This is a genomic window from Pseudoalteromonas sp. SG41-5, assembly GCF_014164495.1.
GTDB lineage: Bacteria > Pseudomonadota > Gammaproteobacteria > Enterobacterales > Alteromonadaceae > Pseudoalteromonas > Pseudoalteromonas rhizosphaerae.
On sequence record NZ_JACJFH010000019.1, the window covers coordinates 1 to 14662 of the forward strand.

A 14662-nucleotide genomic window follows, 5' to 3' on the forward strand; every position below is an offset into this window, starting at 1 on the left:
ACTTCGCAAGCTTGGATCTCACCTTTAGAATCGCGCAGTGTTATTGCAGGGTCTTGATAACGGCTATTTCCCGCTTCTTTATCAATAATGTGATCAGCAAAGTTTGATAATAGATCGCGTTGATTTGGTGCACGAAATCCGATCGAGTAGTTTAATGCGTTTTCTACAGCATAACCTTCATGTGGACAGCCCGGCGGGATGTATAAAATATCGCCTGGTTCTAGGATGCAATCAATCACGGCTGGAAATTGTTCAACTTGTAATAAACTTTTATTTTGTGCAAATTGTTTTAGTTTATTATCTGGCATACCGACACGCCAATGACGCTTGCCTTCACCTTGAATAATAAATACGTCGTATTGATCTAAATGCGGACCGACTCCACCCCCAGGCGTTGAAAAGCTGATCATTAGGTCATCAATACGCCAATTAGGAATAAACCGAAATGGTTCCAGCAGCTGCGCAGCATTAGGATGCCAATGATCGACTGCTTGTACGAGTAGGGTAGAATGTTGCTCGGTTAGTAATTCAAAATCTTCAAATGGGCCATGATGCGCTTGCCAGTCATTATCATGATTAGTGATAATACGCGATTCAATGCTCTCTTCCATGGCAAGACCGGCAAGCTCATTAGCATCAAGCGGGTCGGCAAAGTCTGTAAACCCTTGCTTGATCAAGAGCGGTTTTTTTTGCCAAAACTGTGTTAGAAAGTCTTGCTCGGATAAGTCGTTAATCGTTAATTGATACATGCTGCGCCCATTAAAATGAAAAAAGCGAAAGGCAAGAGCCTTTCGCTTTATAGTGTATATAAAATAAGTTGTCGCAGAAAGCTTAAACTAGGTTGTCGATAAACTCGACAGCACGACCAATATAGTTAGCCGGTGTTAGTTTTTTCATTTCTACTTTTGCTTCTTCCGGTAACTCTAAACCATCGATGAAGTCAGCCATGATCTCTTGATTTACACGTTTACCACGGGTTAAATCTTTTAGCTTTTCGTATGGTTTTTCGATGCCGTATTTACGCATTACCGTCTGAATTGGCTCTGCTAGCAGTTCCCAGTTCTGATCCAACTCGTCAAGTAATCGTTGCTCGTTTACTTCTAACTTGCTTACACCTTTTAGGGTTGACTGGTATGCAATTAGCGCATAACCCATACCAACACCTAAGTTACGCAGTACTGTTGAGTCAGTAAGGTCACGTTGCCAGCGAGATACCGGCAGCTTTTGCGCTAGATGAGCGAAAATAGCATTTGCTAGACCTAAGTTACCTTCTGAGTTTTCAAAATCAATCGGGTTAACTTTATGTGGCATAGTTGATGAACCAATTTCACCCGCAATGGTTTTTTGTTTAAAGTGATTTAGCGCTATATAGCCCCATGCATCACGGTCAAAATCTAATAAGATAGTGTTAAAGCGAGCAATCGCATCAAATAACTCGGCAATGTAGTCATGCGGTTCAATTTGCGTTGTAAATGGGTTGAATGTTAACCCTAGGCTAGTTACAAATTGCTCAGCATGATTGTGCCAATCGTAATCAGGGTAGGCACTGAGGTGAGCATTGTAGTTACCTACAGCACCGTTGATTTTACCTAGCATTTCAACTTGTGCAATTTGGTCACGTTGACGCTTTAAACGCATATATACGTTGGCAAATTCTTTGCCCATAGTTGAAGGTGTTGCAGGTTGACCGTGAGTACGTGTCATCATTGGTACTGCTTTGTACTCAATGGCTTTTTCTTTAATTGCATTAAGTAGTTGATCACAGTAAGGAAGTAATACTTCGTTACGTGCTTCAGTGAGCATTAAACCGTGAGACAGGTTATTGATGTCTTCTGATGTACATGCAAAGTGAATAAATTCATTAATTGCATGTAACTCGGCGTTGTCAGCTACTTTTTCTTTTAATAAGTATTCAACGGCTTTAACATCGTGGTTTGTAGTACGCTCGATATCTTTTACACGTTGCGCATCGGCTTCGCTGAAGTTATCAACAATCGCGTTAAGTAAAGCATTGGCTTCGTCGCTAAATGCCGGTACTTCTTTGATCGCATCAGCTGCTGCAAGGGCTTGTAACCAACGAACTTCGACTGTTACACGGTATTTTATCAAGCCAAATTCGCTGAAAATACTGCGTAGTTCAGTGGTTTTGCTGCCGTAGCGACCATCCACCGGAGAGATAGCTGTTAACGCTGAAAGCTCCATAATAACTCCTAAATTTTAGTTTTGAACGATAATTAAATATGGTTTTTAGCAATGGCGATAATTCTTCTTTTCGCAAAGAAAAAGTGACGGCGTTTACCGCCCATTTGTCGCCATAATACTGCACTGCGAATACCTGCTAATAATAATGCACGTATTTTGTGTTGTACTAATTGCTGTTTTAGTAAGTCAGGCTTGCCATAAACCTGAATTCGGTGCCCTAGGGGGCTAAGCACCTTTGAATAAATATCGGCAAGAGCCGTAATAACAGTGTCATCAGTAATAGCAAAGTGATCAAGACGTCGCTTGATATCATCAATGCTTTTACCAAGCTCTGCTAAGCTACTTGCTTTTGCGCTCAGTGCACGCTCAAGTTGCATTAAACCGCCAACGTATTTGACGATTTCAACATCTTTCTTTTCACCTGCACTGAGTTGATCAAGTAAGATTTTATAACCATCTCTTAGATTCTCAGTGCCTTGATACACATCACTGGGTGAATCAGGGGAGGTTTGTACAATACTGGTTAATAGTTTTTCTAATTCGTAATCGTTGCTACTGCCGTACTGCGCTATTTTTTGAACTTGTTTAGCAACTTGGCACATGGCTGCTAATGCCATGACTTGGTGTTCATTCATTATTTGATCACCGAATCAATAATACCGCCACCTAAACATATTTCGTTGACATAAAACACCGCAGATTGTCCTGGGGTTACTGCTTTTTGTGGTTCATCAAATAATACTCGGGCAAAACCATCATCGCCAACGAGCAGCGTACAGTTTAGGTCTTCTTGACGATAGCGAGTTTTTACCGTGCAGCGGGTGGTACCTTTTGGCCCAACACGATCAACCCAGTGTAATTGGTTGGCATTTAGTCCATTGCTGTAAAGACGCGGATGGTCTTTACCTTGACCAACAATCAATACGTTGCGTTCTAAGTCTTTATCTACTACATACCATGGTTCGCCAGAGCCTTCTCTCATGCCACCAATTAGCAAACCTTTGCGTTGACCGAGAGTGTGATACATTAAGCCTTCGTGCTCACCAACGTTGTTACCGTCTGTGTCTTCAATAACACCCGGTTGTGCAGGTAAGAATTTTTGTAGGAAGTCTTTAAACTTACGCTCACCGATAAAGCAAATACCGGTACTGTCTTTTTTATCGTGGGTAATTAAGTCTTGCTCTTCAGCAATGCGACGCACTTCAGGTTTGGCAATATCACCAACTGGGAACAGCGTTTGTGCAATATGTTCATGACTTAATGTGTATAAAAAGTAGCTTTGGTCTTTGTTATCATCAAGACCACGACACATAACGTATTTATCATCGCGTAATTCACGGCGTACATAATGGCCCGTGGCTATAAAATCAGCGCCAAGCGCCGTTGCTGCAAATTCTAAAAAAGCTTTGAATTTGATTTCTTTATTACACATGATGTCAGGATTTGGCGTACGGCCTGCTTTATATTCAGCAAGAAAGTACTCAAATACGTTATCCCAATATTCTGCGGCAAAATTAACTGTGTGTAGTTCAATCCCCAGCTTGTCACAGACTGCTTGCGCGTCTTTTAAATCGTCGGCAGCAGCGCAATATTCATCATTATCATCTTCTTCCCAGTTTTTCATAAACAGGCCTTCAACTTGATAGCCTTGTTGTTTTAATAAATAAGCTGATACAGAAGAATCAACACCGCCGGACATGCCAACGATGACTTTAATGTGACTATTTTCGCTCATGGATAATTTCGCTTATACAGGTTGCTGTCATTTACACTACTAGAGCTTATGCGAACAAAACAGGGTGATAAAAGCAACCTTGATTGACTACATAGGCTATGAAAGGCCGCGATTATAGCATGTAAATCGACAGCCAAGCCACCCAAAATATGAGTTTTGTCGTGGGGTTAAGTGTGTATAAAAATCTTTGCGTAATTGAGCATTAAGGATATACGGGGGGTTAAGGCTATAAGTTTAGCTTCTAAGCTTGATATGGCTGAGTTTAAGTTGCAAAGGCTCTTTCAGCGATAGTGAAACTTAAACTCATGTATATGTAAGTTGTTATTCTACACCAATAAACCCGCCGGTTTGGTGTGTCCACAACGCGGCATAAATACCATTTTGTGCCAGCAGTTCTTCATGGCTACCTAGCTCTACAATGCCGCCCTCATCAAGTACGATGAGCCGATCCATTTGTGCAATAGTGGATAGTCGATGCGCGATGGCAATGACGGTTTTGCCGGTCATTAAATCATCAAGACTAGCTTGAATAGCCGCTTCAACTTCAGAATCGAGCGCGCTGGTGGCTTCATCTAAAATTAATATCGGGGCGTTTTTCAGCAGCACCCGAGCAATGGCGATACGTTGGCGTTGACCTCCAGAGAGTTTTACGCCGCGCTCACCCACTTGGGCTGCAAAACCTTTGTTGCCTTTGCTATCTTCAAGGTCATCAATAAACTCTAGCGCTTTGGCTTGTTTAGCCGCTTTCATCATTTCTTCATCGCTGGCATCTGGGCGGCCATAAAGGATATTTTCTTTGACTGTCCGATGCAGTAAAGAAGTATCTTGGGTAACCATCGCAATGTACTTACGCAGGCTTTCTTGACTCACTTTTGAGATATCTTGGCCGTCGATGTTGATACTACCGCTATCAATATCGTAAAAACGTAGCAACAAATTAACGAGTGTTGACTTACCAGCGCCAGAGCGACCAACAAGACCTATTTTCTCTCCGGCTTTGATGTTGAGATTTAAGCCATTGATAACAGCGCCGCGATTCGTTTCGTTTGCGGCCTTACCATAGTTAAAATGCACATTATTAAAGTCAATTGCACCTGTGGTTACACTTAATGTGCTGGCATCAGGCAGATCATCGACTTCAATTGGGTTTGATAACGTTTTCATACCATCAGCGACAGTGCCGATGTTTTCAAACAAGCCACTAATTTCCCACATGATCCACTGCGCCATGCCATTTAAACGCAGTGCTAAGCTTACCGCAATTGCAATTGCGCCGGCACTAATGGCACTCAGAGTCCATAAATACAAAGATAATGCCGCAACACTAAATACTAAGAAGTAGTTAAGCGTTTGAATGGCAAAATTTAAACTGGTAACTAAGCGCATTTGCTTATACACAGGTTGTAAAAATACATCCATGCTGTCTTTTGCGTACTGCTCTTCACGTTGGGTATATGAGAACAATTTAATAGTCGAAATATTCGTATAACTGTCAACTATTCGGCCGGTCATCTCAGAGCGAGCGTCTGCTTGCGAGCTAGCCACTTTTTTGAGCTTAGGTACATAGTACATTTGGATCAAAATATACAGAGCTAACCATACAAGCAAAGGAAGCATTAAGCGCCAATCGGCTTCGGCTACTAAAAACACCATAGCGCCAAAATAAACCACTATGTACATTAATACATCAAGTAGTTTCATCACGGTTTCACGCACCGCGAGGGATGTTTGCATTACTTTGGTGGCGATGCGCCCTGCAAATTCATTTTGGTAAAAGCTCACACTTTGGCGAAGCAAGTAGCGATGTGCTAACCAACGAATTGACATCGGGTAATTACCTAACAAGGCTTGGTGCAATATCGCAGAATGAAAAAACACCACGATAGGTAGGACAACAAGTAGCACTATCGCCATTTTTATGAGTTCAGATTTTTGCTCAACAAATAATGTTTCAGGGGTGTAGATACTTAGCCAATCAACAAGCTGGCCCATATAGCTAAACAGTGATACTTCTAAAATCGCGAGCAATGCTGCGCTTAGCGACATAAAAAATAGCGAGACTTCCATACCTTTAGTGTAGTGACGACAAAATGCAAATAGCGTCGCAGGAGGCTGGGTAGGCTTTTGTTCGGGAAACGGCTTGATCATCCGCTCAAATAATCGATACATTTTAATATCTTGAATAGCAAAAATGGCGTTAACTATATCACTGAAAAGCGACAAAAACAGGTTTGCATAATGATCTTTTTGCTTGTTTGTCGGTTATTACAAAACAACAGTGACTACCATTTTATTTTGCCAATCAGCATATCTTTAAACATCACCCAGTCTGCCCATAAGCTATAAAACGGGTATTTGAAGGTAGCAGGGCGGTTTTTCTCAAAGAAAAAATGACCAACCCAGGCAAAACCATAACCAATAATGGGTAGCAACCACAACAGCATAAATTGTTGGCTATACAGCACATACAAAACGATAATAAGCACCAAAGAGCTACCAAAAAAATGTAACCGTTTGCAGGTAATATTTTTATGTTCTTGTAAGTAGTATGGGTAAAACTTCTTAAAGCTAGTAAATTCTGGTGTACTTTTCATATCACATATCTTGTTAATGCTAGCTATTACTTGAAAAAAGGCGTTGGTGTGTTTTAAACGCATACTCGTCAGTCATGCCACTTAAATAATCACAAATTACTCTGTGTGTATTACCATTTTGTTGTTGTGCTAGGCGAAACACATTTGCTGTGGTTTCAGGTAAAAGTCGTAATGGTTCGCAGGCAAATGCTTCAAATAATTCAATAATTAACTTTTGTCCTTTAAACTCAATTTGCTGCATATGTGAAGCACGAATGAGTCGTTGATAAATAAATGACTTTAAAGTCTCAAGTAAATGCTGATAACAGTGGGGTAGTTCAACGGTGTAATTTAAAATTGGATTTTCAAACTCAAGTTCTGTGTGCACAATGGATGATTGAGTAATAAATAAGTTTACTAATTCCCCAATCACATCTTTACGTTGTGCTTCGCTACCTAAAAATAGCCGCTCGGTTAAGTTACTGTCGCCAAGCCACTCACATTGCACAAGCTCAAGTGCGGGTAAGGCATGATTTTGCCACTCTTTTAGGGTGATTTGCTCTGTTGCAATTGCGTCTTCAAGGTCATGTACGGCATAAGCAATATCGTCGGCAAGTTCCATAATTGCTGCATCAAGGGATTTAAAACTGGTTTTAGATCTAAACTCATCGACGGCCTTAAAATCGCCTAAGCGTTGTTTATCAGCGTCAGATAAAGGCGCTACAATCCAGTCAAAGGTCGCTTTATCATCCTTGTATAAACCTTTTGCTGGACGCCAGTCGTCAGCTTTTATAAATGCACGTTGCGGATCATGATGTGGGATGGTGTGCCATAAGTCATCAATAAAAGCCGGGTATTTTATAAAGCCAAGCAAAGTACGGCGCGTTAAGTTCATACCATGACCATCACTGTATGGTTCGAGTCTTGAAACAATGCGCAGTGTTTGTGCATTGCCTTCAAAACCACCATGTTCACGCATCATGTAGTTAAGGGCAATTTCACCGCCATGGCCATAAGGAGGATGGCCTATATCATGCGCCAAACAAAGCGTCTCAAGCAAACTAGGGTCGGGAAAATGTGTGAAGTCAGGGTGTTGTTTCTCTAAATGACGAAGTAAACCACTGCCAATTTGCGATACCTCTAAAGAATGAGTTAATCGTGTACGATGAAAATCATTTAGGCCAATTCCCATTATCTGAGTTTTAGCTTGCAAACGTCTAAATGCAGCTGCATGGATTATCCGGGAGCGGTCTACTTGCCACGCTGAGCGATTGTCATTAGGGCGAAACTTGTTTTGATTTATTATGCGGCTTTGCCAGTCTAATTCCATTAATGAGTATCCGGTAACTTTTTTAGCGTTTCTATGCGCTTAATTGTAGCTGATTTTTTTAGATTATAAATCCTTCCAATGGGTATATTCGCCTTTATTGAAGGGCTTAGGTATAATGAATGGTCAGATGCGTGTGGATATACCATGCATAAATGTTAGTTTCTTTGAGAGAATACATGCTTAAGTATCTTTTTCGTTTAATCGTTAGCCTATTTTTTATTTGGGCATTGAGTTACCCATTTATAGAAAAATCGGATCCAGTTATTGAGGACGAAACAACCTCAATCAAGCCACCAGTCAAAAAGAAAGAAAAGCCATTACATAATGTTAAACTTCCTGACTTTGATGGTTTTAGTGATGTAAAAGAAAAAAAACATGCTTTTTTTAACTTTATTCGGCCGCATGTTGAGGCTGAAAATAAAAAAATTCTGCAGCAGCGGGCAACGTTGGAGATTGCATTGATGATGATGCAATACGATGAACCATTAAGTCGCACGCAAACCAAGCAAGTTAAAACGATTTTAAATAGCTATAAATTACCAGAAACGATTGATAGTTTGTCTTTGCGTAAGGCATTAAGCCGAGTTGATATTATTCCTAAAGAGTTAGCGCTGATGCAAGCGGCCAACGAATCAGCATGGGGGACGTCTCGGTTTGCTCGAATAGGTTTAAACTTTTTTGGTCAGTGGTGTTATAGCAAGGGCTGCGGTATGGTGCCTAATCGTCGTAATACCGGTGCAGATCATGAGGTGGCGGCATTTAAATCTGTGCGCGCAGCCGTGACTTCTTATTTTAAGAATATTAATACTCATGCCGCCTATAAACACTTACGTAGTATCCGCGCCGATTTACGTTTACAAGAAAAGCCAATTTCAGCGACTAAACTAAGCTACGGATTAACCTCATACTCTGAGCGTGGTGAGGCGTATATCGAAGAATTAAATCAAATGATCAACCAAAATAGAGCCTACTTTGATGAATAACCCAGTACGTAGTATCAGTCATATTATGGCAGCTGCCGTTGTACTAATAGCAACGTTTACTGTGCAAGCAAAAGAGTTTGTGGTCTCCTATGATGGCTTTTATGATCGTTTAAAAGTCGTCAATAAAGGTGATTTTCAATTTGCTCAGGTCAATTTTTACATCACCGACATTGCTAGTAATGATGAATGTTTAATTAAAACCGGGCGCATTATTACTGAGCGAGAGGAGTTTCCACTTAATTACACTGAGCATGCTCAGCTTTTACTTCCTTTTGATAAACAACTTGATACAAATAAAGCTGTGGTGGTTATCGAGCCTCAGAACGAAAATCACGATTGCCAGTTAAAACTGCAAATTGAAGCGCGTGAGTTTAATAATAGTAATTTGAATAAACACCAGTTGTATCAGCTTAATAATGAATTTGATGAATTATTATCGGATCTGTCGGGTTTTTTTGTTAGCAAACTGATGAGCTTTTTATTGCCTGAACAACAAGGTGTAGTGCTGACTTTTGCAGAGCCAGTCACTATTGCCGATCCTGCTTTTGATTGCCAAGGGGCAATTTGTCATGTCAGAGTTACTGAGCAGTGGGAAGACGATAAAACAGCATTTGCTGTGTCAGTGCCATTACTAAAAGTAACGCCATGGATTGCTAAGTAGTAAAAAACAGTTCAGCAAGCGTTGTTAACAGCAGCGCTTGATTTATGTTATTACTAATCAATGCCTATGAATAACCTTGTTTTTAGGCAATTAAGTTACACGCAGCCCAAAGCACGTTAAAATACAGTCATTATAGATTTAAAATAATTCCTTAGATATGAATAAAACCCATGTGATTGAATGCCTGCGTTTTGCTTTAGAAGCGCAACTTACTACCGCGCAGGCTGCTGCAAAGACAGCCCATGACACCGCCACTCATGAAGAAAACATTGCTGAAAATAAATACGATACATTAGGCCTAGAAGCTGCCTATTTGGCACAAGGGCAAGCACAGCGTGTGAATGACTGCCATTTGAGTATTATCGAGTTTGAAAAGGCATTTAAAATCGCTGTATCAAGTAAAGTTACCATTGGTTCGCTGGTCTGTATCTGCGATGAAGACGAAAATCTAAAATGGTATTTTTTAGGACCACTTTCTGGTGGTTTAAGCATTAAAATAAAAGACACCACAGTGTATGTTCTCACACCACTGTCGCCATTAGGTCAATTACTGATGGATAAGCAACAAGGTGATGAGTTTAGTTTTACAATAGCAAATAAATCCACGTTATTAGAAATTGTTTCAATAAGTTAGTGGTGCTGAAAGGCGCTTTAACCAGCTTTATTAGACCTTACTGTGGTTGATTAAATTTACTTATCTTAACGCTAAAAATTACTCGTTGGTAAGGTAGCGAAAAACCCTTTATAAATCACCTGTAGATTAAGCAGTAGCTGAATCTAAAGCACCCATCCTGTTAAGTACACCAGTAGCACAACAATGACTTAGCAGTATGGGTGTTTCTATTTACATTCACTCTTATATTTGTATTTTGACTTATTTTAGGAAAAGTCGTGTTTAAAACCTTGATTGTGGTTGATAACAACGAGCAGGCACTTGCTCATTCATTCGAAAACGTAATTACCTTCAATACCTACTTACGAGATTACCCAAAGCATAATGAGCCAAAAACGCGCATTATTAATCTATGCGACTCAAGCCAATACTTGAGTAAAGGCTATTATTGCTCATTACTTGCTGAGGCACGTAAACATCAGGTATTACCAAGTGTAAAAACGATTAATGCGCTACGTAGTGGCCAAACTTTAATGCTTAATGTTGGTCATCTTGATGATGCCTTATATTTTGGGCACGCGGTAAATGAATTACAAAACAAAGCGGCAAAAATGGTATTTAAACAATACCCAGCGCCTATTTTATTTGTAGATGAAGCTGGGCTGTTACAGCAAGGTTCATTGGCGTCGCTTAATGCTCAGCAGCATCAAGACTTTGTTGCTAAATTAACTGAGTTTACGCAAACACAGTGGCGTATAAGCAGTACGCAAAAACGTTACCGCTGGGATATGGCTATTTTAGTTGATCACAATGAAAAAGTGCCACCAAGCGATAAAGATGCAATAGCCCGTTTTATTAAAGCGGCAGCTAAACATGGTATCTATGCTCAAGCGCTAAGCTTTGACGAAATAGATAATATCGCTCAGTTTGATGCGCTATTTATTCGTCAAACAACTGCAATTGACCACCCAACTTATCGTCTGGCAAGTAAGGCGCAGAGCCAAGGATTAGTGGTGATTGATGATGCTGAGTCTATTTTACGCTGTTGTAATAAAGTGTATTTGCATGATGCGTTTAACTATCAAAAAGTACCGAGCTTAAAAACCGTAGTAGTAGCTGATCAAAGTGATGAAACCATCAGTCAGCTTGAAGAGGCATTTACTTATCCATTAGTGCTTAAAATGCCGGAAGGGTCGTTTTCAAAAGGTGTCTACAAAGTAACTGATCGCAATGAGCTGGCAGCAAAATTGGCTGAGCTATTTGAATTTAGCGCTTTAGTTCTAGCCCAAGAATATATGTACACAGAATACGATTGGCGAGTAGGGGTACTAAATGGTCGTGCTATCTATGCATGTCGTTATTTAATGGCTCGCAATCATTGGCAAATTTATAATCATGATGCAAAACGGTTTTTCTCTGGTGGTTTTGAAACACTGCCTACTTTTGAGTTGCCAAAAGCAGTTTTAGATGCGGCATTAAAAGCATGTAAAACTGTCGGTAAAGGACTCTATGGTGTGGATGTTAAAGAACACCAAGGCCGTGCATATGTGCTTGAAGTAAACGATAACCCAAGTATTGACCATAAAGTCGAAGATGGTTACTTAGGTGATGAACTTTATATGATCATTATGGAAGAATTTAAACAACGCCTCGAAGCACGAGGCCGGAGTTAATGACCGAGCATAGTGTGGCAGTTCGCGCTGCCACAGACAGCGATTTAAAAGCGTTACTTGAGATAGAGCAGCAAAGTTTTAATCAAGATAGATTGAGTGCGCGTAGCTTGAAGCGCTGGATTGCAGCCAAACATGGTATTTTAATGGTTGCAGAGTTAGATCAACAGATACTCGGCTATGGCTTAGTGTGGTGTCATAAAGGCACTCGTTTAGCACGTTTATATTCGCTAGCAGTTGCACCAAATGCACAAGGCAAAGGCATTGCTCAGCAGCTTTTGAAAGCACTAGAAAGAGCAACGGCTGAACGCGGGCGGTTATTTATGCGTCTTGAAGTGGCGGTAAATAATAAAGCTGCAATCGCACTTTATGAAAAGCTTGGCTATCGGGTATTTGGGCAATACAGTGACTATTATGATGATCATAGCGATGCCTTGCGGATGCAAAAAAACATTCGTAAAACTAATGAGCTTGAGTTTTCGCGTGTAACGCCTTGGTATCAGCAAACAACCGAATTTACTTGCGGGCCAGCGGCATTATTAATGGCAATGTCATCAATAAAAAAAGCGATTATTTCACAAGTGAATGAGCTTGATATTTGGCGTGAAGCAACCACTATTTTTATGACCTCTGGTCATGGTGGTTGTCATCCATTAGGACTTGCTTTAGCTGCCAATAAACGCGGTTTTACAGCCGATGTGATTATTAATACACGTGATACATTGTTTGTTGATGGCGTAAGAAGTGATAAGAAGAAAGCAATTTTACACACGGTTCATAATCAATTTGTGGTTGAGGCAATTAATCACAAACTAGATGTGAAGTATCAAGACTTAACCCTTGAGCACATAGAGCGCTGGTTAGCAGCCAAAATGGCCGTGGTGCTATTGATCAGTACGTATCGCTTTGATGGTAAAAAGTCACCGCATTGGGTGTGTGTAACGCATTTAGATGAGCATTGTCTATATGTTCATGACCCTTTTTGTGAAAGCGATAAACAGCTGGCGATTGATTGTCAACACGTACCCATCGCTAAGAGTGACTTTTTAAAAATGGCCAGTTTCGGTAGTTCTCGTTTGAGTACGGCACTGGCTATACACATGCAGTAATTTTAGGATTTTGAGTGACTTTTTTTGAATTAGTAGATATCGCCCCCTATTCGTGGTCGGCAATAGGCAGTGCTGCATTTTGTGGCGCTTTGATTGGTATGGAACGCCAGTTACGAGGCAAACCAGTAGGAATAAGAACCTCAGTACTGATTATATTAGGTACTTATTTGTTCTTAGCCACGGCGTTTATGCTCCATGGTGATGTGATTGACCACTCGCGCGTGGTTGGTCAAATTATTACTGGCATCGGCTTTTTAGGTGCTGGAGTGATGCTCGCTAAAGATGGTGCTGTGGTTGGGGTAACATCGGCGGCAACTATCTGGGTTTTGGCATCTATTGGTGTAGTGATTGCAACCGATAATTTATTGGCAGCTATTAAACTATCCATTTTAGTGGTGGGTATTTTATATGGTGTAGATGTCCTTGAAGCTAAGTTTAAAAGCTTAAGTAAAGGTGTACACGCTAAAGTTAAAAGTTATCACAAACGATACTATCGAAAAGAAATTAACGAGTCAGAACGCCACTAAGAGTGGCGTTTTTATGTTGATAAAGTCATGCTTTGATAGCTCAATGCATCTTCAATAGGAGCAGGGCGGCCAATAAAGTAACCTTGCACATTATCAACATTTAATTTTCTTAATGCGTTAAGCTCTGCTTGCGTTTCAATGCCTTCGGCAACAATCGTACAGTCTATTGCTTTAGCAAAGCCACACAGTGCCTTGGCCAGTAAAAACTTCCGATTGTCTTTATTTATATTTTGCGTAAGGCTGATATCTAATTTAATAATGTCGGCTTCTAGTTCTAAAATATGTTGAAACGACGAAAAGCCAGCACCTACATCATCAATAGCCAAACGTAGCCCTTTTTTTCGCAGTGGCGCTAATGCAGCTCGCATTACTGTATAGTCTGATATTGGTGAATGTTCAGTTATTTCTAATACCAACCTTGAACAATCGGCTCCTTGCAGAGTATATTCAAGTGCACCCGAGAGTATATGGGATGGTGAACAATTAATGGCGATATAAGTGGTATCATTAAATTGCGCAATATAGGCGAGGCTGTTTTTTATTGCCAGCATTTCCAGAGATTCACCTAGGCCCACATCTGTTGCCTCTTTAAACCAGAGATCAGGTGTTTTATAAGGTTTGGTAAAAAAGCGTGACAGTGATTCAAAGCCCGCAATTTTATTACTAAATAGATTAAAAATAGGCTGAAAATAAATACTTATATTGTTGCTTGCAATAACCTCTTCAATTGCTAATTTGGTTTGGCCATGCAATGCAGTGTTATGCAGGTTTTTTTCAATTAATCCAGTTGCAATTTCAGAGATCATCTTTAAAAAAGACAAGTCCCGCTCGTTTAAGCTTTCATCATGATGCGATTTGTAACAACAAAATGTACCATATAATTTACCATTTGAAAGATTGATAGGCACACCAATATAAGCGCCTATGTTTAACTTGTCGGTTACTGGCATTATTTGAGTAATTGGATTTGTTTTTGAATTGGTAATAATAGGGCTAAGCTGTTTCTCACTGATTTTATGGCAATATGTTTCATTAATAGGATCGGAATTGCCCACTTTAACCGTTTTATTCGCTGATGGATTATCGACAACTTTGAAAACGCGCTCATCGTTAATAAACTCTGAAATAAAAGCAACATCCATATTTAAATGTTTGCGCACCAATCCCAGCAAATTTGTCAATTTAGCATCGATTGTTGAATTATCTTTTTGATCCAAAAGCACATCGCTAAAATTTGCCGTCATGGCGCCTCCATGTAA

Annotated in this window: 14 protein-coding genes; 6 read left to right on the top strand and 8 right to left on the bottom strand. The window is 40.2% G+C overall.

Annotation, left to right across the window (positions count from 1 at the left end):
• The 7 genes from H5232_RS07235 to H5232_RS07265 form a co-directional block, all read right to left on the bottom strand.
• Positions 1–749: cupin domain-containing protein (locus tag H5232_RS07235; RefSeq protein ID WP_182830714.1), on the bottom strand; the 749-nt coding region annotated here is incomplete at its 3' end.
• Between the two features lie 82 nt (positions 750–831).
• Entirely contained in the window at positions 832–2202 is a 1371-nt protein-coding gene (gene purB / locus H5232_RS07240) for an adenylosuccinate lyase (RefSeq protein WP_145233128.1), read from the bottom strand.
• Between the two features lie 32 nt (positions 2203–2234).
• Positions 2235–2837, bottom strand: coding sequence for a high frequency lysogenization protein HflD (gene hflD, locus H5232_RS07245; protein ID WP_149982535.1), 603 nt, complete (start codon positions 2835–2837; stop codon positions 2235–2237).
• Positions 2837–3937, bottom strand: a complete 1101-nt coding sequence (gene mnmA, locus H5232_RS07250; RefSeq protein WP_182717411.1) for a tRNA 2-thiouridine(34) synthase MnmA — start codon at positions 3935–3937, stop codon at positions 2837–2839. Before mnmA ends, hflD begins: the two co-directional genes overlap by 1 nt.
• A gap of 321 nt (positions 3938–4258) precedes the next feature.
• Positions 4259–6106, bottom strand: coding sequence for an ABC transporter ATP-binding protein (locus tag H5232_RS07255; protein ID WP_145233131.1), 1848 nt, complete (start codon positions 6104–6106; stop codon positions 4259–4261).
• Between the two features lie 113 nt (positions 6107–6219).
• Complete coding sequence (locus H5232_RS07260) at positions 6220–6531, bottom strand: DUF962 domain-containing protein (RefSeq protein ID WP_149982533.1); 312 nt, start codon at positions 6529–6531, stop codon at positions 6220–6222.
• Positions 6532–6550: 19 nt separating this feature from the next.
• Positions 6551–7840 carry an anti-phage deoxyguanosine triphosphatase gene (locus H5232_RS07265; RefSeq protein ID WP_149982532.1) on the bottom strand — a complete coding sequence of 430 codons (1290 nt, stop codon included), beginning with the start codon at positions 7838–7840 and terminating at the stop codon, positions 6551–6553.
• A 176-nt stretch (positions 7841–8016) separates the two neighbouring features.
• On the opposite strand from H5232_RS07265, the gene H5232_RS07270 reads away from it, so the two are divergent.
• The 6 genes from H5232_RS07270 (at position 8017) to H5232_RS07295 (ending at position 13403) form a co-directional block, all read left to right on the top strand.
• On the top strand, positions 8017–8823 hold the full coding sequence (locus H5232_RS07270; protein WP_149982531.1) for a glucosaminidase domain-containing protein: 807 nt from the start codon (positions 8017–8019) through the stop codon (positions 8821–8823).
• A complete protein-coding gene (locus H5232_RS07275) occupies positions 8816–9484 on the top strand; it encodes a DUF2987 domain-containing protein (protein ID WP_182783572.1) in 669 nt (222 codons plus the stop codon). Before H5232_RS07270 ends, H5232_RS07275 begins: the two co-directional genes overlap by 8 nt.
• Positions 9485–9641: 157 nt before the next feature.
• Positions 9642–10118, top strand: a complete 477-nt coding sequence (locus H5232_RS07280; protein WP_149982529.1) for a GreA/GreB family elongation factor — start codon at positions 9642–9644, stop codon at positions 10116–10118.
• A 257-nt stretch (positions 10119–10375) separates the two neighbouring features.
• A complete protein-coding gene (locus tag H5232_RS07285; RefSeq protein WP_182830715.1) occupies positions 10376–11770 on the top strand; it encodes a RimK family protein in 1395 nt (464 codons plus the stop codon).
• Complete coding sequence (gene rimI / locus H5232_RS07290) at positions 11770–12876, top strand: ribosomal protein S18-alanine N-acetyltransferase (RefSeq protein WP_149982527.1); 1107 nt, start codon at positions 11770–11772, stop codon at positions 12874–12876. The genes H5232_RS07285 and rimI overlap by 1 nt, the downstream gene beginning before the upstream one ends.
• Before the next feature lie 14 nt (positions 12877–12890).
• Entirely contained in the window at positions 12891–13403 is a 513-nt protein-coding gene (locus H5232_RS07295; protein WP_145233140.1) for an MgtC/SapB family protein, read from the top strand.
• 11 nt (positions 13404–13414) lie between these two features.
• Here the strand turns inward: H5232_RS07295 and H5232_RS07300 are convergent, their stop codons facing one another.
• The gene (locus tag H5232_RS07300; protein ID WP_182830716.1) at positions 13415–14647 is read right to left on the bottom strand and encodes an EAL domain-containing protein; all 1233 of its coding nucleotides are present in this window, start codon (positions 14645–14647) and stop codon (positions 13415–13417) included.
• Positions 14648–14662 lie beyond the last annotated feature (15 nt).

Excerpts from the sequence above, each read along its gene's own strand:
- purB (WP_145233128.1), bottom strand. The coding sequence starts at position 2,202 with ATGGAGCTTTCAGCGTTAACAGCTATCTCTCCGGTGGATGGTCGCTAC.
- hflD (WP_149982535.1), bottom strand. The coding sequence starts at position 2,837 with ATGAATGAACACCAAGTCATGGCATTAGCAGCCATGTGCCAAGTTGCT.
- mnmA (WP_182717411.1), bottom strand. The coding sequence starts at position 3,937 with ATGAGCGAAAATAGTCACATTAAAGTCATCGTTGGCATGTCCGGCGGT.
- H5232_RS07255 (WP_145233131.1), bottom strand. The coding sequence starts at position 6,106 with ATGTATCGATTATTTGAGCGGATGATCAAGCCGTTTCCCGAACAAAAG.
- H5232_RS07260 (WP_149982533.1), bottom strand. The coding sequence starts at position 6,531 with ATGAAAAGTACACCAGAATTTACTAGCTTTAAGAAGTTTTACCCATAC.
- H5232_RS07265 (WP_149982532.1), bottom strand. The coding sequence starts at position 7,840 with ATGGAATTAGACTGGCAAAGCCGCATAATAAATCAAAACAAGTTTCGC.
- H5232_RS07270 (WP_149982531.1), top strand. The coding sequence starts at position 8,017 with ATGCTTAAGTATCTTTTTCGTTTAATCGTTAGCCTATTTTTTATTTGG.
- H5232_RS07275 (WP_182783572.1), top strand. The coding sequence starts at position 8,816 with ATGAATAACCCAGTACGTAGTATCAGTCATATTATGGCAGCTGCCGTT.
- H5232_RS07280 (WP_149982529.1), top strand. The coding sequence starts at position 9,642 with ATGAATAAAACCCATGTGATTGAATGCCTGCGTTTTGCTTTAGAAGCG.
- rimI (WP_149982527.1), top strand. The coding sequence starts at position 11,770 with ATGACCGAGCATAGTGTGGCAGTTCGCGCTGCCACAGACAGCGATTTA.
- H5232_RS07300 (WP_182830716.1), bottom strand. The coding sequence starts at position 14,647 with ATGACGGCAAATTTTAGCGATGTGCTTTTGGATCAAAAAGATAATTCA.